Source organism: Brevundimonas sp. AVps31 (genome assembly GCF_058681355.1).
Genome location: NZ_CM178736.1, coordinates 2,258,987 through 2,278,416 on the forward strand (window position 1 = coordinate 2,258,987; position 19,430 = coordinate 2,278,416).

The 19,430-nt window shown below is 68.2% G+C and carries 17 protein-coding genes; 15 read left to right on the forward strand and 2 right to left on the reverse strand.

Features of this window, described 5'->3' with window-relative positions; all coding sequences use genetic code 11:
- Entirely contained in the window at window positions 1-654 is a 654-nt protein-coding gene (gene trhA, locus ACW174_RS10860; RefSeq protein WP_492014449.1) for a PAQR family membrane homeostasis protein TrhA, read from the forward strand.
- Window positions 655-747: 93 nt separating this feature from the next.
- Here the strand turns inward: trhA and ACW174_RS10865 are convergent, their stop codons facing one another.
- Window positions 748-1,137, reverse strand: a complete 390-nt coding sequence (locus ACW174_RS10865) for a hypothetical protein (protein WP_492014450.1) — start codon at window positions 1,135-1,137, stop codon at window positions 748-750.
- Between the two features lie 159 nt (window positions 1,138-1,296).
- Between ACW174_RS10865 and ACW174_RS10870 the strand changes: the two genes are divergently transcribed.
- From ACW174_RS10870 to mnhG, 6 genes are read left to right on the forward strand one after another with little or no spacing between them, the layout of a single operon-like run.
- Window positions 1,297-4,212, forward strand: coding sequence for a monovalent cation/H+ antiporter subunit A (locus ACW174_RS10870; RefSeq protein WP_492014451.1), 2,916 nt, complete (start codon window positions 1,297-1,299; stop codon window positions 4,210-4,212).
- The gene (locus tag ACW174_RS10875; RefSeq protein ID WP_492014452.1) at window positions 4,209-4,553 is read left to right on the forward strand and encodes a Na+/H+ antiporter subunit C; all 345 of its coding nucleotides are present in this window, start codon (window positions 4,209-4,211) and stop codon (window positions 4,551-4,553) included. Before ACW174_RS10870 ends, ACW174_RS10875 begins: the two co-directional genes overlap by 4 nt.
- On the forward strand, window positions 4,550-6,145 hold the full coding sequence (locus ACW174_RS10880) for a monovalent cation/H+ antiporter subunit D (RefSeq protein WP_492014453.1): 1,596 nt from the start codon (window positions 4,550-4,552) through the stop codon (window positions 6,143-6,145). The genes ACW174_RS10875 and ACW174_RS10880 overlap by 4 nt, the downstream gene beginning before the upstream one ends.
- A complete protein-coding gene (locus tag ACW174_RS10885; RefSeq protein ID WP_492014454.1) occupies window positions 6,142-6,627 on the forward strand; it encodes a Na+/H+ antiporter subunit E in 486 nt (161 codons plus the stop codon). The genes ACW174_RS10880 and ACW174_RS10885 overlap by 4 nt, the downstream gene beginning before the upstream one ends.
- On the forward strand, window positions 6,624-6,905 hold the full coding sequence (locus ACW174_RS10890) for a K+/H+ antiporter subunit F (protein WP_492014455.1): 282 nt from the start codon (window positions 6,624-6,626) through the stop codon (window positions 6,903-6,905). Before ACW174_RS10885 ends, ACW174_RS10890 begins: the two co-directional genes overlap by 4 nt.
- Complete coding sequence (gene mnhG, locus ACW174_RS10895; protein WP_492014456.1) at window positions 6,902-7,258, forward strand: monovalent cation/H(+) antiporter subunit G; 357 nt, start codon at window positions 6,902-6,904, stop codon at window positions 7,256-7,258. The genes ACW174_RS10890 and mnhG overlap by 4 nt, the downstream gene beginning before the upstream one ends.
- A gap of 203 nt (window positions 7,259-7,461) precedes the next feature.
- Here mnhG and ACW174_RS10900 read toward each other — a convergent pair whose 3' ends face one another.
- The gene (locus ACW174_RS10900) at window positions 7,462-11,559 is read right to left on the reverse strand and encodes a beta strand repeat-containing protein (RefSeq protein WP_492014457.1); all 4,098 of its coding nucleotides are present in this window, start codon (window positions 11,557-11,559) and stop codon (window positions 7,462-7,464) included.
- Between the two features lie 279 nt (window positions 11,560-11,838).
- On the opposite strand from ACW174_RS10900, the gene ACW174_RS10905 reads away from it, so the two are divergent.
- The 8 genes from ACW174_RS10905 to ACW174_RS10940 all read left to right on the forward strand — a co-directional run bounded on the left by ACW174_RS10905 (window position 11,839) and on the right by ACW174_RS10940 (window position 19,421).
- Window positions 11,839-12,252, forward strand: a complete 414-nt coding sequence (locus ACW174_RS10905) for a hypothetical protein (RefSeq protein ID WP_492014458.1) — start codon at window positions 11,839-11,841, stop codon at window positions 12,250-12,252.
- 92 nt (window positions 12,253-12,344) lie between these two features.
- The gene (locus tag ACW174_RS10910) at window positions 12,345-13,088 is read left to right on the forward strand and encodes a Crp/Fnr family transcriptional regulator (protein WP_492014459.1); all 744 of its coding nucleotides are present in this window, start codon (window positions 12,345-12,347) and stop codon (window positions 13,086-13,088) included.
- A gap of 363 nt (window positions 13,089-13,451) precedes the next feature.
- Window positions 13,452-14,078: a DUF4129 domain-containing protein gene (locus tag ACW174_RS10915; RefSeq protein ID WP_492014460.1), complete on the forward strand. Its 627-nt coding sequence runs from the start codon at window positions 13,452-13,454 to the stop codon at window positions 14,076-14,078.
- 50 nt (window positions 14,079-14,128) lie between these two features.
- Window positions 14,129-15,301 carry a DUF4350 domain-containing protein gene (locus ACW174_RS10920; RefSeq protein ID WP_492014461.1) on the forward strand — a complete coding sequence of 391 codons (1,173 nt, stop codon included), beginning with the start codon at window positions 14,129-14,131 and terminating at the stop codon, window positions 15,299-15,301.
- On the forward strand, window positions 15,288-16,244 hold the full coding sequence (locus ACW174_RS10925) for an AAA family ATPase (RefSeq protein WP_492014462.1): 957 nt from the start codon (window positions 15,288-15,290) through the stop codon (window positions 16,242-16,244). The genes ACW174_RS10920 and ACW174_RS10925 overlap by 14 nt, the downstream gene beginning before the upstream one ends.
- Window positions 16,241-17,557, forward strand: coding sequence for a DUF58 domain-containing protein (locus tag ACW174_RS10930; protein ID WP_492014463.1), 1,317 nt, complete (start codon window positions 16,241-16,243; stop codon window positions 17,555-17,557). The genes ACW174_RS10925 and ACW174_RS10930 overlap by 4 nt, the downstream gene beginning before the upstream one ends.
- Entirely contained in the window at window positions 17,554-18,558 is a 1,005-nt protein-coding gene (locus ACW174_RS10935) for a stage II sporulation protein M (protein WP_492014464.1), read from the forward strand. The genes ACW174_RS10930 and ACW174_RS10935 overlap by 4 nt, the downstream gene beginning before the upstream one ends.
- Window positions 18,555-19,421 (forward strand): RDD family protein, encoded by an 867-nt coding sequence (locus ACW174_RS10940; protein ID WP_492014465.1) that lies wholly within the window; start codon window positions 18,555-18,557, stop codon window positions 19,419-19,421. Before ACW174_RS10935 ends, ACW174_RS10940 begins: the two co-directional genes overlap by 4 nt.
- The last annotated feature ends 9 nt before the right edge of the window (window positions 19,422-19,430 follow it).

Here is a 19,430-nt window from a genome sequence, read left to right on the forward strand (position 1 = left end):
TTGAGCAACCTCCCGCCCGCGCCGAAACACTATGAGGATCCCCGGGAGCGGCTGGCGGACCTGATCGTCCACCTGACGGGACTGGCGCTGGCGCTGGTCGGCGGCGGCATGTTGCTGGGGCTGGCGATCGGGTTCGGCCACATCGGGCGCCTGGCGACGGCGGGGATCTATGCGGCGGGCCTGCTGACGATGCTGGCCCTGTCCACCGCCTACAATTTTGCACCGGCCCGGTTTCAGCCTCTGCTGCGGCGGTTTGATCACGCCGGAATCTTCATCATGATCGCCGGATCCTACACGCCCTTCACGACCCAGCATCTGAGCGGCGCCTGGGCGTGGGGCATGACGGCGGCGGTCTGGGCGACGGCGCTGTTCGGGGCCACGGCGAAGCTGCTGCTGCCGGGGCTGGGACGCGGCTTCTGGATCGCGGTCTATCTCGCTCTCGGCTGGCTGATGGTGATCGCGATCCAGCCGTTGATGGAGAGCCTCGGCCTCGCGCCCTTGATCCTCCTCGCCGTCGGCGGGCTGCTCTATTCGGTCGGGGTGGGCTTTTATGCGCGCAAGACGCTCCGCTTTCGTCGCGCCATCTGGCACGGGCACGTCGTGGCCGCGGCCGCCGTGCACTGGGTCGCGGTGCTGCTGGCGGTGATCACCTGATCGGCAGCCCAATCCCACGGGCCCACCCGCACGACCCCATGCTCGCTCCTTCCGCGTAGCGCGATCGGCGGCGCGTCAGTGTTTGAGGCGTGCTCAGTCGCCGTTCTGAAGGTGGCTGTCGCGGGCGCGCACCGCCGTCACCCCGCCGCCGGCCGATATCGTGGCGCGGACCCGTTCAGCCTCGGCGGCGTCGATCCCGGCCGCGCTGAGGAGCGAGGGCAGGTCGATCAACCTGTGCTCGGCGAGCGCATCCATGGCGGCGGTGGCGAACCAGCCCGAAAGCTGGAGGGCCGGGCCGCCCCGAAAGTCCATCTCGTAAAATGCGAACGGCGCGACGGTCGGATCCCGCAGCGCCTCGCCTGCGGGCGGCATTTCCCAGATCGAGGCGACGTCCCCGGCGTTCATCCCGACTTCGCGAAGAGAGACCAGGGCCGAGGCGGCGTCCCGTCGGTCATCGTGAAAGTTAAGGGTGGTTCGGGACATCCGGTTCTCCTGCTGGCGTCCCTTCAGGAACGGGGTGGACGCCGGCAGGGTTATGGGGCGGATCGACGCGGTCACTCGGCGAATGTGAGGCGGGGAGCGTTGCGCTAGGCTGTCAGTCTCCTGACGCCACGGAGATTCGAAAGACGAATGACTTCAGCCTTGCTGCTTCTCGTAGTCGCCTTGCCCTTTGTCGGGGCTGTGGTCGCGGCCGGGCTGCCGAAACATACGAGAACGGCTGCGGCCTTGCTGTCCTGGAGCGTGGCGTTCGTCTGCGTCGTCTGCCTGGGGCTGTTGTGGCCCCAGTTCCAGGATGGGGAAGTCCTCCGGGTGGACATTCCCTGGATCCCGTCGCTGGGCCTGAATCTCGTCCTGCGGCTGGATGGCCTGTCCTGGCTGTTCAGCGCCCTGGTTCTCGGCATCGGCGCGCTCGTCGTGCTGTACGCCCGCTACTACATGTCGCCGAAGGACCCCGTGCCGCGGTTCTTCTCCTTCCTGCTGGCCTTCATGGGGGCGATGCAGGGACTGGTTCTGTCCGGCAACCTGATCCAGATGGTGGTCTTCTGGGAGCTGACCAGCCTCTTCTCCTTCCTGCTCATCGGCTACTGGACCCAGAACCGACTGGCGCGTGAAGGCGCGCGGATGGCGCTGACGGTGACGGCGACGGGCGGTTTGGCCTTGCTGGTCGGCATGGTGCTGCTGGGCCAGATCGTCGGCAGCTATGATCTGCAGACCGTTCTGGACTCCCGCGCCCTGATCCTCGCGGACCCGCGACACACGATCGCGCTGGGCTTCATCCTGGTCGGCGCCATGACCAAGAGCGCCCAGTTCCCCTTCCACTTCTGGCTGCCGCGGGCCATGGCCGCGCCGACTCCGGTGAGTGCCTACCTGCATTCCGCCACCCTGGTGAAGGCCGGCATCTTTGTGTTGATCCGCTTCTGGCCGATCTTCGCGGAGACCCCGATGTGGCTGGTGCTGGTGGGGGGCGCCGGGTTGCTGACCCTGCTGATCGGGGCGTGGACCGCGATCTTCCAGCACGATCTGAAGGGGCTGCTGGCCTATTCGACGATCAGTCACCTCGGCCTGATCGTCCTGCTGCTCGGCCTGGGCACCAAATTGGGCGCGATCGCCGCCATCTTCCATGTGGTCAATCACGCGACCTTCAAGGCGTCGCTGTTCATGGCGGCCGGCATCATCGATCACGAGGCCGGCTCCCGGGACATGCGAAAACTCAGCGGGCTGTTCCGCTTCATGCCGGTGACCGCCACGCTGGCCATGGTGGCCGCCGCCGCCATGGCGGGCGTGCCGCTGCTCAACGGCTTCCTGTCCAAGGAGATGTTCCTGGCGGAAGCCGTGACCGGCGCCGGGCGCCATCCGCTAGCGACGGCCTTGCCCGTTCTGGCGACGCTCGCGAGCGTGTTCAGCGTCCTCTATTCCCTGCGGTTCATCCACGCGACCTTCTTCGGCCCGCCGCCGACGGCGCTGGACCGCATACCGCATGAGCCGCCGGTCTGGATGCGTCGGCCGGTGGAGATTCTCGTTCTGCTCTGTCTGGTGGTGGGCGTCTTCCCGGCGCTGACCATCGGGCCGTTCCTGCGCAGTGCGGCGGTCTCGGTGCTGGGGGTCGACCTGCCGGACTACAGCCTCAAGGTCTGGCACGGATTCAACCTGCCGCTCCTGCTCAGCATGATCGCCCTGCTCGGCGGCGTGGGCCTCTACATCCTGCTGGGCCGCCGCATCAACGTGAACGCCGGCGGTGGTCCGTTGACCGTGCGCTGGCTGAATGGCGGCTACCTGTTCGACAAGGCCATGACCGGCGCCTTCCGGGCTGCCGAGGCGGGCCAGACCGTCTTCGGCGCCAAGGGCGTCCAGCAGCAGCTTCGGGCCATCATTCTGGTCGCCGTCATGGCCGCCTTCGTGGCCGGTCTGGGCTCCGGCGGGTTCACGATCGCAGCGCCCGCGCCGGCGGCGCCGGCGCTCTCGGAGGTCGCGTTCGCCCTGCTCTGGCTCGTCGGCGGAACCTGCGCCGTCGCGGCGGCATGGCAGGCGAAATACCACCGGCTGGCGGCTGTGGTGCTGATGGGCGGGGCAGGGCTGGCCAGTTGCCTATCCTTCCTCTGGCTGTCGGCGCCGGACCTGGCCATCACCCAGCTGCTGGTCGAGATCGTCACCACGGTGCTGTTGCTGCTGGGCCTGCGATGGCTGCCCAAGCGGCTGGAATCGATCCGTGTCCCGGACCACCTCGAGCGACGTTCACGTCTGCGCCGTCGGGTCGATCTGGTGCTCGCCGGTTTTGTGGGCGTGGGACTGTCGGTCGCCGCCTATGCGGTGATGACGCGCCCCGCGCTGATGGATGGCGTCTCCCGCTACTATGTCGAGCACGCCTATGACCTCGCGGGCGGGCGCAACCTCGTCAATGTCATCCTCGTCGACTTCCGCGCCTTCGACACCTTCGGCGAAATCACCGTGCTGGGCATCGTCGGCCTGACGGTCTTCATCCTGTTGAGGCGCTTCCGGCCCTATGGCGATACCTTGCCGGATCCGAAACAGAAGCGCGTGCAGGCCGCCGCCGATCGTCGACGCGAGAACCGGACCGAGGGCGACACCCTGAAGGAGGCCCTGATGGTTCCGCAGGTCGTCATGCGCTGGATGTTCCCCTTCGTCATCCTGCTGGCCGTCCACCTATTCCTGCGGGGGCACGACCTCCCCGGCGGCGGCTTCGCCGCGGGCGTCGCGCTGTCGGTCGCCTTCGTGCTCCAGTACATGGCGTCCGGAGCGCGGTGGGTGGAAGACCGGCTGGAAATCCGCCCCGCGATCTGGATCGGGTCCGGTCTGCTGATCGCGACGCTGGCGGGCGCCGGCGCCTGGGCGTTCGGGAGACCCTTCCTGACCTCGGCCTTCCAGTATGCCGACCTGCCGCTGCTGGGGCGGGTGCCGATCGCCAGCGCCGTGGTGTTTGACCTGGGCGTGGTCGTGCTTGTCGTCGGCGCCACGGTCATGATGCTGGTGGCGCTCGCCCACCAGTCACTGCGGAAGGCGAGGCAGACGGGCGAAGACAAGGCGGAGGACCCGGCATGATCGAGATCGTCCTCGCCCTGGCCATCGGCGTGCTGGGCGCGTCCGGCACCTGGCTGCTGCTGCGCCCGCGCACCTTCCAGGTGATCATGGGGCTGTGCCTGCTGTCCTATGCGGTGAACATCTTCATCTTCTCCATGGGCCGTCTGCGCATCGCCGCCGCGCCGGTCACCGCCTCCGGGCTGGAGACTCCCGCCCTCTATGATGATCCCACGCCCCAGGCCCTGGTGCTGACCGCCATCGTCATCAGCTTCGCCCTGACCGCCCTGTTCCTGGTGGTGGTTCTGGCCGCGCGCGGCGCGACGGGCAGCGACCACGTCGACGGTCGGGAGCCCGGCGCATGACCGGCTGGCTCGAACACCTGATCATCGGCCCCATCGTTCTGCCTCTGGTCGTAGCGGCGGGCATGCTGCTGATCGACGAGCGCCGTCGCATCCTGAAGGGCGCGCTCAGCCTCGCCGCCATGACCGCCGTCCTCGTCATGGCGATGGTGCTGATCCATGAAAGCGCCACCGGCGCGGCTGACGGGGGGGATGTCGCGCGGGTCTATCGTCTGGGGGACTGGGCGGCCCCGTACGGTATCGTGCTGGTCGCGGACCGGCTTTCGACGCTGATGATCGCGTTGACCGCCGTGCTGGGTTTCTGCGCCCTGATCTTCGCGATGGCGCGCTGGGATCGGGCGGGGCCGCGGTTCCACGCCCTGTTCCTGCTGCTGGTGATGGGGGTCAACGGAGCCCTGCTGACGGGCGATCTGTTCAACCTGTTCGTCTTCTTCGAAATCATGCTGGCCGCGTCCTATGGCCTGGTGCTGCATGGATCCGGCGAGACCCGGATTCGCGCGGGGCTCGGCTATATCGCGGTCAATCTGACGGCTTCGCTGCTGTTCCTCGTGGGCGTGGCGCTGATCTACGGGCTGACCGGAACGCTGAACATGGCGGATCTGGCCACGCGGGTTCCCGACATCGCCGCGGGGGACCGCGGCCTGTTCCATGTGGGCTGCGCGGTGCTGGCGGTGGCCTTCCTCATCAAGTCGGCCGCCTGGCCGCTCGGGTTCTGGCTGGCGTCCACCTATTCGGCGGCCAGCGCCCCCGCGGCGGCGATGCTGGCGATCCTGTCCAAGGTCGGCGTCTATGTGATCCTGAGGCTCAGCGCGCTGACGTTTTCCGCCCAGGCCGGGGCGTCGGCGGGCTTCGGCGACGAGGTGCTGCTGGCGACCGGCCTGGCCACGATGCTGTTCGGCGCCCTTGGCATGATGGCGGCGCGGGAACTGGGGCGGGCGGCGGCGTTTGCGGTGATGGTCTCGTCCGGCACGCTGCTGGCGGTGGTGGGCGGGGGAGGGGCGGGCAGCCTCGGCGCGGCGCTCTACTACCTCGCCGGGTCGACCCTGGCCTGCGCGGCGCTGTTCCTCGTCGCTGAAATCCTGGAGCGCGGTCGGGACCCCGGCGGCGGCGCCGACAAGGCTGTCTTTGACGACGAATACCGGGATCCGTTCGAGGATACGGAGCGCAACGAGCCGGGTTTGGTGATCCCGGCGGCCGTGGCCGCCCTCGGCGGCGCCGTCATCCTCTGCACCCTGATGATCGCCGGTCTGCCGCCTCTGGCCGGCTTCATCGGTAAGGTGGGCATAATGGGCGCCCTGGTCGCGGCGAACAGCGCCGCCGCCTGGATGATCGTCGGCATGCTGGCGGTCTCCAGCCTCGGCGCGGTGATCAGCCTGACCCGCCTCGGCGTCGGCGCGATCTGGACGCGGGACGAGACCGCGCCGGCCCTGGTCGTCGGCGCCGGCGAGTTCTTCGGCATCGCGGGCCTGCTCGGCGCCTGTGTCCTGATGTCCCTCTTCGGCGAGGCCGTTCTGGCCTATGCGAACCAGACCGCGGTCTGGCTGGCGGAGCCCTCGGCCTACATCCAGGCGGTTCTGACGGGAGAGGGCCGATGAGAGGGCTGCTGCCACACCCCCTGCTGTCGCTTGGGCTGTTCGTCGCCTCCATCCTGCTGAGCTCCAGCCTTGCGCCGCCGTCGCTGGCGCTCGCCTTGCTGATGGCGCTGGCGGCGCCGCAGGTGATGCGCGTCCTGCGGATGGATCCGGTCCGTGTCAGGGCGCCCGGTGCGATCCTCACCCTGGCCGCCCGCGTCACGGTGGACGTGGTCCGCTCCAATTTCGCCGTGGCCCAGATCCTGACCGGCCGCCGGGCTGACCGGGTGTCCGGCTTCATCCACATTCCGCTGGACCTGAAGGATCGCTACGCCCTCGCTGTTCTGGCGATCATCATCACCAGCACGCCGGGGACCCTGTGGGTTGAATATGATCGCTTCACCGGCCGGCTGCTGATGCACGTCCTTGATCTGGTGGACGAGGAAACCTGGGTCCGGATCGTAAAGGAGCGGTACGAACGGCCTCTGATGGAGATATTCGAATGAGTGCGCGGATTCTCGATCTGGGCCTGACCGTCGCCCTGGTCCTGCTGGGGCTTGCGCTGGTTTGCGCGACCTTCCGCATCATCCGCGGCCCGCGCGCCCAGGATCGCGTGCTTGGCATGGACACCCTGTATCTGAACGGCATGCTGGTGGCCGTGGTCGTCGGCATCCGTACGGGAAGCGACCTGTATTTCGAGGCGGCCCTGATCATCGCCATGCTGGGCTTCGCCGCAACCGTGGCGCTGGCCAAATTCCTGATGCGCGGTGAGGTGATCGAGTGACGGAGACAGCGCTTCCGGATTGGCTGGCGATCGTGATCGTCGGCCTGGTCATTCTGGGCTCCGGCCTGTCCCTGCTCGGGGCGAGCGGGCTTGTCCGGCTGCGGTCCTTCTACGACCGCGTCCACGCCCCGACCCTCGGGGCCACGCTCGGCATGGCGCTGATCCTGGTGGCGTCCTGGCTCTATTTCGGCGCGGCGCAGGGGCGCTGGCTGCCGCGTGAACTTCTGATCGCGGTCTTCCTGACCGTCACAACGCCCGTGACGCTGATCCTGCTCGCCCGTGCGGCGCTCTTCCGGGACCGCACGGAACAATCCGCGCCCGAGGAAAAGCCGGTGCCGATGGACGGGGATTGACCTCAGGCCTGCGGACGACTGCGCAGGGGCAGATACGACGACGGCGGCGGCTGACAGGGCTGGATCCGCCCGATCAACCGCCGCCGCAGGCGTAGGGGTTCAGCGCGCTTCGGCGGAGAGGGGGCCGGCAGGGCGCCGCCGAAAGCGACGACATCCCATACCGGCCTGACCCTGACCGTTCGTCCGCGCGCCGGACCCTGGCGTCAGCCCCAGACGTCGTGGCCGACGCCCGGATGCAGGGGATCCGCCACGACGGTCGGGACGAAATCATCCGACGGCGGGAGCATCATCATGCTGTCGCCGGCGTGATTGAAGCCCTCGCCCGCATTGAAGGCGTCTTCCAGGATCGCCTTGTTCTGCAGCGGCAGGGTCTGGGGACCACCGTCCGTCAGCAGGAAGTCGTCCGCGGCCAGAGCCGTGGAGACGGTCGGGACCAGGTCCGTCAGGCGGACGATCGAGCCGTCGGCGAAACGGATCTGTTCCACGCCGCTAAGGGTGTCGGTTCCGTCACGTCCGGTGATCGAGTCGACCGACCGGTAGCCGTCGCCCGAGCGGGTGAAGCTGTAGTCCGCCCGGTTGCCGGCCAGGACAACCGTGTCGAGGCCGTCGCCGCCGATCAGGGTGTCGTTGCCTTGACCGCCGGTCAGGGTGTCGCTGCCGACGCCGCCGGTGATGACATTGGCCAGGGTGTTGCCCGTGCCGGCGAAATCACCTGTCCCCGTGTAGGTCAGGTTCTCGACATTGCCGCGCAGGGTGAACGAGGTCGACGACCGCACCGTGTCGACGCCCCCGCCGTCCTGCTCGACGATGGTGTCGGCGCCCGAGGTGACGATGTAGGTGTCATTGCCCGCGCCGCCGTACAGTTCATTGGCCGCGCCGGAGCCGCCGATGAGGGTGTCGTTGCCGTCGCCGCCGAGCAGCACATCATAGGCCGTTCCGCCGGTGATCACGTTGTTGGCGGCGTTGCCGATGCCCACGAACGCGCCGGTCCCGCCGTAGGTCAGGTTCTCGACATTGGCCTGGAGGGTATAGCGGGAGAGGGTCGTCTGAACCGTGTCGATCCCACCGCCGGCCAGTTCGACGATCGTGTCGCCGACAGCCTCGCTGAGATAGAGGTCATTGCCGGCGCCGCCGTACAGCTCGTTGGCCACGCCGGTTCCGCCGCTGATAACATCGTCGCCGTTCAGGCCCAGCAGGACGTCGCGGCCGAGACCGCCGTCCAGCCGGTTGTCGGCGCCATTGCCGATGATGGTGTCGTTGAAGGCCGAGCCGGTGATGTTCTCGATGCCCGACAGGATGTCGGTGCCGCCCATTCCGTCCGATCCGCTGGCGCCGTCGCCCCGGATGGAGACGCCGGCGGTCGAGGCGGCGTAGGTCACCGTGTCGATGCCCGTGCCGCCGTTGTAAACGTCATTTCCGGCGCCGCCGATGAAGGTGTCATTGCCCGCGCCGCCGTTGAGGGCGTCGTCGCCCGCGCCGCCGACCAGGAAGTCGTTGCTGTCGCCGCCGGTCACCGTGTCGTTGCCGGCGCCCGCGTTGTAATAGAACGCCTGCCCGGCCCGGAACGGCGGGAAGAAGCTCAGGGTGTCGGCGCCGCTGGTGCCCAGCACCACGCCCTCGAACTGCGTTCCCCGCTCGGCGCCGGAAACCAGATCGCGAACGTCGAAGGTGATGCCCTGGGTGCCGGCGATGAACTGGATGCCTTCATCGTCGAAGCGGGCGATGTCGCCCGTCAGGGTCCCGTCAGCGTTCTCGCGCTGGATGCGCACGCCCAGACCGCCGTCCTGATTGGCCAGGGTCCCGCCGTCATTGGCCGAGCCGTTGCCGACCTCGGCGCTGGTGAAGGTGACGCGATACTGGCCGGTGGCGAAGCCGTCGAAGCGGACGGTGTCGTTGCCCGCGCCGAGATTCACCTGATCCGCGCCGTCCTGGCTGAGGTCGAGGCTGAAGGTGTCGTCGCCGTCGCCGCCGTTGACGATGTCATTGCCCGACCCGCCCGAAAGGGTGTCCGCGCCGGCGCCCGAGTTGATGATGTCATCGCCCGCGCCGCCGGAGATCTGATCGTCTCCGTTACCGGTGGTCAGGGTGTCGTTGCCGCCTTGGCCATCCAGCGAGGCGGTCACATTGCCGGTGTTCACGACGTCGACGTTGTTCGTGAGGGTGAAGTTGACGCGCTCGAAGTTCGAGATCGAGGTCCCGTCCGTGGCGACGCCGGCGCCGGTCGAATCCAGCGTCAGGGTCACGCCCGCCGGATCCAGGTTCTGGCCGTCAAAGCCGAAGTTGATCGACAAGGAGTCGATGCCGTCGCCGCCGTTGACGATATCGGTGCGACCGGCGGTGACCGTGTCATCGCCCGCGCCGGCATCCACGGTGTCGCTCTCGGGCGCGATGGAGCCGCCGAAGATGTTCGACGGACGGTCGACGGTGTCGATCGCATCATTGCCTGCACCGCCGAGGATGGTGTCCCGCCCGGCGCCGCCGTTCAGCGTGTCATCGCCCGCGCCGCCGACCAGGAAGTCATCCCCGTCGCCGCCATTGGCGGTGTCGTCCCCGCCGCCGGCGTTGATGTAGTCCGCGCCGGCCGTGCCGTTGAACGCCGTGGCGCCGGAGACGCCGAAGGCCGCGTCGCTGCCGCTCGTGCCGAGCGTCACGGTGGTGAACTGGTTGCCCCGCTGCGTGCCGGTCGGCAGATCGCGAACGTCGAAGGTCTGGCCCTCGCCGGCCACGAAGGTCACGCCTTCATCATCCAAGCGCGAGACCGGGCCCGTCAGGGCGTCCGCGCCGTCTTCGGCCTGCAGTCGCACGCCGAGGCCGCCGTCCTGGTTGGCCAGGGTGTTGCCGTCGTTGGCGATGCCGTTGCCGACTTCGCCGCTGGTGAAGGTCAGGCGGATCTGGCCGGCTGCGCCCGCCAGCAGAACCCGGTCCTGATCGGCGCCCAGATCAACAATGTCCGCGCCGTCGGTGGTGACGTTGAAGTTGGCGGTGTCGGAGCCCGCTCCGCCCAGCAGGCTGTCATTGCCCGCGCCGCCGGTCAGAACGTCATCGCCGGCGCCGCCGACCAGGAAGTCGTCCTCCAGTCCGCCCGACAGGGTGTCGGCACCCATGCCGCCGTTGATGTAGTCGGCTGCGTCCGTGCCGGCGTAGGTGTCCGCCGCGATCGTGCCGAGGGTGACCGTGGAGAACAGATTGCCGCGCTGGGCGCCGGAGACGAGGTCGCGGACGTCGAAGCGGGACGCGCCCTGGGCCACGAAGGTGATGCCTTCGTCGTCGAACCGGCTGGTCGAGCCGACCAGTCCGTCGGCATAGTTCTCGCCCTGCATCCGCACGCCCAGGCCGCCGTCCTGACCGGACAGGGTCCCGCCGTCGAACGCCGAGCCGTTGCCGACTTCGGCGCTGGTGAAGGTCAGCCGGATGGCGCCCGAGTTGTCGGCGTCGGCGTTGGCGGTGATCTCCACCCGGTCTTCGCCCTCGCCCAGATTGACGCTGTCGGCGCCGTCCTGGATCAGGTTCTGGCGGGCGGTGTCATTGCCCGCGCCGCCGGTCAGTTCGTCATTGCCCTGGCCGCCGACCAGAATGTCGTCGCCGTCGCCGCCGTTCAGGCGGTCGTTGCCGGATTCAAGGCCGCCGCCCTGGTCGATCTGGGTGACCGTGCCGCCGCCGTTGACGGTGGTGTCGGTGTAGCGCAGCAGCTGGCCGTCGCCGTACAGGGTGTCGTTGCCGATGCCGCCGTCCAGGATGTCGTCGCCGCCGCCGCCCTGCAGGATGTCGTCACCCGCTTCGCCGAACAGGGTGTCGGAGCCGGTGAAGTTGAGGTCGCCCAGATTGCGCGCGCCGCCGAACTTGCCGCGGATGGCGCCGTCGCCGTCCAGGACATCGTTGCCGGCCCCGCCGTAGATCTGGTCGTTGCCGCCGCCGCCGAGGGCGCGGTCATTGCCGGCGCCGAGCGCGATGTAGTCGCTGCCCGAGACGATGGTGTCGCTGTTGGCATCCGGTCGGAAGAAGGTGCGGATGGTGTCGTCGCCGGCGCCGGTCGTGATGTTCACCGCCTCGATCCCGGTGAACCGGACGCTGGTCGTACCGTCGCCCGCGGCGTTGTCGAACCCGGTCTCGCCGAAGTTGACTACGCCCGAGGTCAGGCCGCCGTAGCTGATGCCGATGCGATCGACCCCCGCGCCGCCGTCGACGACGTCCCGGCCGCGGCTGACGAAGATTTCGTCGTTGCCCGCGTCGCCGTTCAGGATGTCGTCTTCCGCCGTGTCGCGCAGCGCGTCGTTACCGGCCGTTCCGTTAATCGTAGGCATGGTGCGTTTTCCCCATCGGACGACCAGCGTCCTGCATGACAACTATTTGTCTCCGAAGCCCCCAAGCCGGTTCGGGTAACAAGGTTGCCGCGGCGGTGCGCACGTCGTTAACTTTCGTCCGGGACGCCCTCCAATGAGGGTATCAAATGTTAATCGCGGCTCTGGGCCGCCGTTTTCCGTCTCCGATCCGTTGGCTAACCGGGGGGGGGGATCGGTGGGCTCGGCGAGCGTCGTAGCCGGGCCGGCGAAAGGGGCCTTATGGCGTTGAAAATCGGAAAGATGCCTCGACCTGACGCCGCCTTTGCGGCGGCGGTGGTCTTCATGGCTGCGCGCGCCCCGTTCCGGACCCTTCCGTTCGGGGAGATGGTCGAGGCGATCGCGGGCGCCGTAAGCCGGGGCCATTACGCCCTCGCGTCCGAGAACGGGCGCGTCGTGGGCGTCACCTTGTGGGCGGTGACCTCCGCCGAGATCGCTCTCAGATGGACCGAGGACGGCTATTCGCCGACCTATGAGCAAACCCTGGACGGGAACACCGTCGTCCTGACCATGGGGGCGGGACAGCATCCGTCCGTGGCGTTGCAAGGCGTGCGACATGTCGCCCGCCAGTATCCGGGCTACCCCTATCGCATGGTGCGGCATGGACGCGACGGCACCAGGGTCGGACGGTTTCCCACGCTTCGGTCCTCTCGATGACGGCGTGATCCCGGCGATCCGACAGCCGCCATCGACCGTACAAGTCTCGGAAAACCTTGAAGTGGGTCGCGATGCGGCGGCCGGGAGAACCCATGTCAGCGGGCCGCGCCATCAGTCTTGAACGCCTCATAGATCGCCTTGACGGTCTTGCGACCCTTGGGCCGAAAGACCGGTCGCTGATCACCTCGATCCTGCGCGACGGCTCCAGCCATCCGCCGGGCTCTGTCCTTCTGCAACAGGGGCAGGCGGTCGCGGGCCCCCGGCTGCTGGTGGCCGGCTGGGCCTGGCGCATGCGCAGCCTGCCCAATGGCCAACGCCAGGTGTTCGCCCTGGTCCTGCCCGGGGATTTCATCGGCCTGTGCTGGCGACCCCGGCCTCGCGCCCTGTCCTCGACGGTCGCGATCACGCCGGTGACCACCTGCGATGCGGGCGCCCTTCTCTCGGAGGTCCGCGATGCGGGCGAAGATCATCAGGGGCTTCACGAGGCGCTGACGCTCAGCTCCCGCCATGATGAGATGCGGGTGCTCGATCACGTCGTCCGCCTGGGGCGCCAGAATGCGGTCGAGCGGATGGCGAGCTTCCTGCTGGAACTGGATCAGCGACTTCGCAACGTCGGCCTGGCCGACGACGGCGCCATGCCTTTTCCCCTGTCCCAGGACGCGCTCGGGATCGTCCTGGGCATGAGCGGCGTACATGTGAACCGAACGCTTCAGACCCTCAAACGCGACGGCATGGTCGAACTGGCGGGCGGGCAGGCCCGTCTTCTCAATCGCGAGGGTCTGCGAACCCTCTCCGGCTTCGAAGCCATGGCCCGGCCCTACGCGGACGCGATCTGACCCGGACCCGCATCACGCCGACGCGGCCGCCCGAACGCCGCCGACCTGAGGATTGGGCTTTCGCATCTGGACCGCGTCCCGGGGGAGGGCGGCTCTGCGACAAGGGCGGACCTTCACCGACCAGCCGGAAGCGGGCGTAGGTAACGGCCACTCTCGAGGTTCGCTTTGCATCCTCGGCGACAATCGGGCCCCCGGCGCAGGCCAGAGACCGTCGATGCGCTGACTGAATGCGACCCAGTCCGGCAAATTCCGGGGGTGCGAGGCCCGACGGCAGCCCGCAATGGCGGTGGGCGCCGCGGCGAACTTGCGGTTGCTCGCTCTATTGGGCCATGATGCGCCGATAGTGGTGGGGCGTGCTTTTTGATGCAGGATCGGGCTGCGCCCAACTACGAGGCCTTGGCCGAGGCGCACGCCCGGCTGATCCGTGACGAGTCCCTGCAGTTCGATCGCACCGGGCTGACGCCGCCGGAGGTTCCGGGATGGCTGCGCTGGGTCGGCGAGGTGCTGCAGTTCATCGCGCCCGCGCTGCAATGGGTTTTCTGGATCGGCCTGGCGGCCATCGCCGGACTGGTCCTCTACGCGATCGGTCGTGAGATCCTGCGTCTCAGGGCGCCGCGTCCGAAGGCGGACAAGCCCAAGGCCGTCGTCGATGTCGAGTGGCGTCCACAGGCCCAGACAGCGCGCGATCTGCTGTCCGAAGCTGACGGCCTCGCAAACCGCGGGCAGTTTGCGGAGGCGACGCACCTTCTGCTGCTGCGCAGTGTGCAGGACATCGAGAGCCGCCATCCGAGAGCGTTGCGCGTCTCATTCACGACCCGCGAAATCGCGAACCTGAAAGCCTTGCCGGACAGCGCCCGCCCAGCCTTCACGCTGATCGGGCGGATTGTCGAACGCAGTCTGTTCGGCGGCGCGCCTGTGGATTCCGCGGACTTCGCCAGCTGCCGCCGGGCGTATGAGGCCTTCGCCCTGCCGGACGGCTGGACAGCGTGAGTCTGTCTACCCGGGCCAGCGCGGGCGCCTTCTCGCCGGTCACGATCATCGTGGCCGCACTGGTCAGCGTGGTCGCCCTCGCCGGCATGGGGGTGCTCTCCGCGTACAGGCCGGAGCTCCAATCCGGCAACGACGGCGGCAGCCACGCCCTGTCGCGCGCCTCGATCGGCTACGGCGCCTTGCCGCGTCTGATGCGCAGTCTCGGTGTTCCGGTGGTTCTCAGCCGGGGCGACCTTTCCGCCGGTTCTGAGGACAGCCTGCTTGTCCTCACGCCCACCGGGGAGACGGATCCCGACAGGATCGACGACATTCGCCATCCAGGTCCGACCCTGATCGTCCTGCCCAAATGGGTTGCCATCGCCGAACCGGGGCGACCGGGCTGGGTCACCACAGCGGGGGCTCTTCCACACGCGACGGTCCTGCAAGCCTTGCCGGACGAGTTGCGCGACCAGACCCGGCTGACGGCTCGCGATGGCCCCGCGCGCGTGGCGTTGCAACGACCGGCCGGGCAGGCGTTCGGCGCCCCCATCGAGGTCGAGGGTCTGCGCACCCTGTCGGGCACGGCATGGATTCCCGTGGTGGTGGATGACCAGGGCGGGATCGTGCTGGGCATGCATCGTGAAACGCGGACCTATCTGCTTGCCGACCCCGACCTGATCAACACGCAAGGACTGAAGACCCTCGGCGGCGCGCAGACGGCCGTCGCGATTCTCGACATCGTCCGCGCGCGGGACGCCCCCATCGTCTTCGACCTGACGCTCCACGGCTTCCAGAGGCCGCGGAACTTGCTGCGCCTGATGCTGGAGCCGCCGCTCCTCGGCATGACCCTGATCCTGGTGGGCCTCGCCGCGCTCGCCGGCTTCCAGGCGGCGGTGAGGTTCGGGCCGGCGCGTGCGCATGGCCGCGTCATCGCGCTCGGCAAACGGGGCCTTGCGGACAACACCGCCGGTCTGATCCGGCTGGCGCGGCGAGAGCACCATATGGCGACGCCCTACGCCCTCATCGTTCGCGGCCTGGTCGCGCGAGCCATCGGCGCTCCACGCGGTCTGAGCGACACGGCTCTCAACGATTTCCTCGACCGCGTTAGCCGGGCTTCCGGCGCGCAGGACACCTATTCCGCCCTGGCCGAGCGAGCCGCGGCGGCCAAAACGCCGGTCGACCTGCTGGAGGTGGCCGGAGCCCTTCATCGCTGGAAACAGGAGCTGACACGTGCACGTCAATGAGGTGAAGACGGTCGCAGGGCGCATCCGCGCCGAGATTGCAAAGGCGGTGATCGGCCAGGACGCTGCTGTCGACCTGTTGCTGACGGCCCTGTTCGCGGGTGGCCACGTTCTGCTGGAGGGACCGCCGGGAACGGCCAAGACCCTGCTGGCCCACAGTTTCGCCCACGCGATCGGACTGGACTACGGCCGCATCCAGTTCACGCCCGACCTCATGCCGGGCGACATCATCGGGACCAATCTTTTCAACTTCCAGACCTCCAGCTTCACGCTGACGCGCGGACCCATCTTCTGCGAACTGTTGCTGGCGGACGAGATTAACCGGACGCCGCCCAAGACCCAGGCAGCCCTTCTGGAAGCGATGCAGGAACGCCAGATCACCATCGACGGGGAGGCGCACACATTAAGTCCGCACTTCACTGTGATCGCCACGCAAAATCCGATCGAGCAGCAGGGCACCTATCCGCTGCCGGAGGCGCAGCTTGACCGGTTCCTGTTCAAACATGTCGTGGACTACCCTTCGGTCGAACAGGAGCATGCGATCATTGCCGCCCATGGCGGCCGCGTCGGCCAGATGCAGCCGGAAAGTCTCGGTGTCGCGGTGGCCGCCGACCCTGCGACCCTGGAGGCGGCGATCGGCGCTGTCGCGGACGTCAGACTGACCGAGGAGGTTGTCGGCTATATCGTCGGACTGGTGCGGTCGACCCGGGATTCAGCCGATGTCGAGACGGGTGCGTCGCCACGGTCGGGCGCCATGCTGGCCCTCGCGTCCCGCGCCCGCGCCGCTCTGGACGGTCGGGACTATGTGATCCCCGACGATGTCAAGGCTCTCGCCCTTCCGGCCCTCCGCCATCGTCTCGTCCTCTCGCCAGCGGCGGAGATTGAGGGCCGACGCGTTGAGCAGGTGCTGGCCGGGCTGGTGGATCAGGTCGCCGCCCCCCGATGATCTATCCCACCCGACGCGCAGTGATGGCGGCGGCGGCGGGCGTTCCCGTCGCATTGCTGGCTGGCGTGTCCATGCCGGCGGGGTGGCTCGTCGGCCCGGCGTGGATCGTGGGGGTCCTGTTGTTGATCGCTCTGGACGCCCTCGCATCGGGCTCGCGAACAGGGTTGCGGCTTGCTGAACCGCGTGCGGTGTCAGCGGCGGTCGGTCGGCCAGGGCTGATCGGACTGGTGCTTCAGTTCGCGCCCAAGGGAGCGTCGCCAAGCCATGTCGAGGGCGCTCTTTCCGGCGAGCCGCGGCTGGGTATCGAGGAGGACGTCCAGCGCGTCGGCGTCGAAGACCGGACGGTCGGCCTGGCCTTCCCGTTCCAGCCCGAGCGTCGGGGAAACGCCAGCATCGATGATCTGTGGGTGCGATGGCAGGGTCCGCTCGGCCTGGCCTGGAAGCAGAAGGTCTTCACCATCGGCGCTCCGGCGCCGGTCCGGACGGACTTGCAGGGCGTGCGGGACGAAGCGGTCCGCATGTTCGCCCGCGACGCCCTGTCCGGCGCCAAAACCCAGATCGAGATCGGAGAAGGGGCCGAGTTCCAGGCCCTGCGCGACTATCAGCCGGGCATGGATCGCCGTTCGATCGACTGGAAGCAGTCGGCCCGACATTCAGCGCTTCTCGCCAAGGAGTTCCGGACCGAGCGCAACCACAATGTCATCATGGCCCTGGACTGTGGCCGGGCAGCCTGCGAGCCCGTCGGCGGAATGCCGAGGATCGACCGGTTCATCCATTCGGCCCTCCTGCTGTCCTACGCCTGCCTGCGGTCCGGCGACCGCGCCGGCCTGTTCGCCTTCGACTCGCAGCCGCGTCTTTCAACGGGCGCAATCTCGGGCGCTGACGCATTCCGCGTGATCCAGACCGTCGCCGGTCGCATCGACTATTCCACGCATGAGACGAACTTCACCCTGGCGATGGCCACCCTGTCCGGTGAACTCCAGCGGCGCTCGTTGATCGTCATCTTCACCGACTTCACCGATTCGACCGCCGCCGAGCTGATGATCGAGTCTCTTGGCCGCCTCCAGCGCCGACACCTGCTTCTGTTCGTCGTGCTGCGTGACGAAGAGCTGGAAAGCCTTGCGAGCGCCGCGCCGGCCACCGCCGAGGACGTCTCGCGCGCCGTCGTCGCCGGGACCCTGTTGCGGGAACGGGAGACCGTCGTCGGGCGGCTCCGGCGCATGGGCGCCCATATCGTTGATGTGCCGGCGCGCAACGTTGGGCCGGCGGTGGTCAACGCCTATCTGGACCTCAAAGCGAGAGATCTGCTGTGAACAGCACGCCCGTTCCCGGTCTGCTCAAGAGCCAGCGCTTCCGTCGCGCGCGAGAAGACGACTGGCGTCGCCTCGAGCGGCTGTTGGACAAGGCGGAGAAGGGGTCGATGTCGCGCCTTACGGACGCGGAGATCTTGGCCATACCGACCCTCTACCGGTCGACGCTTTCGGCGCTGTCGGTGGCGCGCGAAACCTCGCTCGACCAGGACCTGATCCGCTATCTGGAGACCCTGGCCGCCCGCGCCTATTTCTTCGTCTACGGCTCGCGATCCACGCTCCAAGACCGTCTGGCCGGCTTCTTCAGCACAGACTGGCCAGCGGCCGTCAGGAACCTGTGGCCCGAGACCCTCGTATCGGTCGGCCTGATGCTGCTCGGCGCCCTCGTGGCCGGCTGGCTGGTCACGATCGAGCCGGAATGGTTCTACGCCTTCGTGCCCGGAGACCTGGGCGGGGGGCGTGACCCGGCTGCGTCGACCGAGAGCCTTCGCGCCACCCTGGACGGTACCGAAGACGCCCGGGGCCTTTCGGTCTTCGCAACCTTCCTGTTCACCCACAATGCCCAGGTGGCCCTGTTGGCCTTCGCGCTCGGCTTCGCCCTGTGTCTGCCGACCGGCCTGCTGATCCTCTATAACGGTGCGACTATCGGGGCGTTTGTCGCCCTGTTCGCCAGCCGGGGCCTCGGTGTCGAGGTGGGAGGGTGGCTGCTGATCCACGGTGTCACCGAGCTCTTCGCGGTCGTGCTGGCCGGCGCGGCCGGCTTACGCATCGGCTGGGCCGTCGCCTTCCCGGGGCGAAAACGCCGACTCGATGCGGCGATGGAGGCGGGGCGGCTGGCCGGCATCGTCATGGGAGGTGTGGTGGTCATGCTGTTGCTGGCGGGGCTGCTTGAAGGCTTTGGCCGGCAACTGATCACCGACACGACCCTTCGCTACGTCGTGGCTGCGGCCAGCGCGGGGATCTGGGGCGCCTATTTCTATGCGCCGCGTCGGAGAGCGTCGTGATCGGGGATGCGGACATGGGCGCCCGGACGGAGCGCGCCTTCGTGACCCCGGAGGGGGTGGATCTGCGGCTGAACATCGGCGACGCCGGCCAGCGGGCCGCCGCCTTCCTCCTCGACGCCTGCATCATCGTCGCGGTTCTGATCGGTTTCACCCTGCTGGTCGTCCTGACCGGGCTCGGCGCGGGGGGCGCGGGCATGGAGCTGCTGGCCGTCATCTGGCTGGCCGTCTTCTTCCTTCTGCGCAATTTCTACTTCACCGCATTCGAGCTGTCGGCGGCCGCGGCGACCCCCGGGAAGCGCATCATGGGCCTGCGCGTGGCCTCGCGGGACGGGGGGAGACTCAAGGCGGAGGCGGTCTTTTCGCGCAATGCGATGCGCGAGCTGGAAGTGTTTTTGCCGCTTTCAGTGCTCGGCGCGCGGGCCAGCCAGGGCGGGGTCGATAGCTGGCTCTACCTCCTCGGCTTCGTCTGGGCCGGCGTCTTCGTCTTCTTCCCGCTGTTCAACCGGGATCGGCTGAGGCTGGGCGATCTTGTAGGCGGCACATGGGTCGTCCGTGCGCCGCGCCACAAGCTGACCCGCGATATGGCGGACGAAGGGGTTCAGCGGATCGCCGTCTATGACTTCACGGCGAGGCAACTTGACGCCTACGGCGCCAAGGAGCTTCACGTCCTGGAATCGGTCCTGCGCCAGGCCGATCGCGCGACCTTGGCTTCGGTGGCCGAGCGGATCGCCCGCAAGATCGGCTGGCGCCGCCAGGACGACACCGACCGTGACTTCCTGGCCGCCTACTATGCCGCGCTCCGGGGCCGTCTCGAACAGAAGTTGCTGATGGGCGTCAGACGTCGCGACAAGCACGACGTCTGAGCGCGCCGA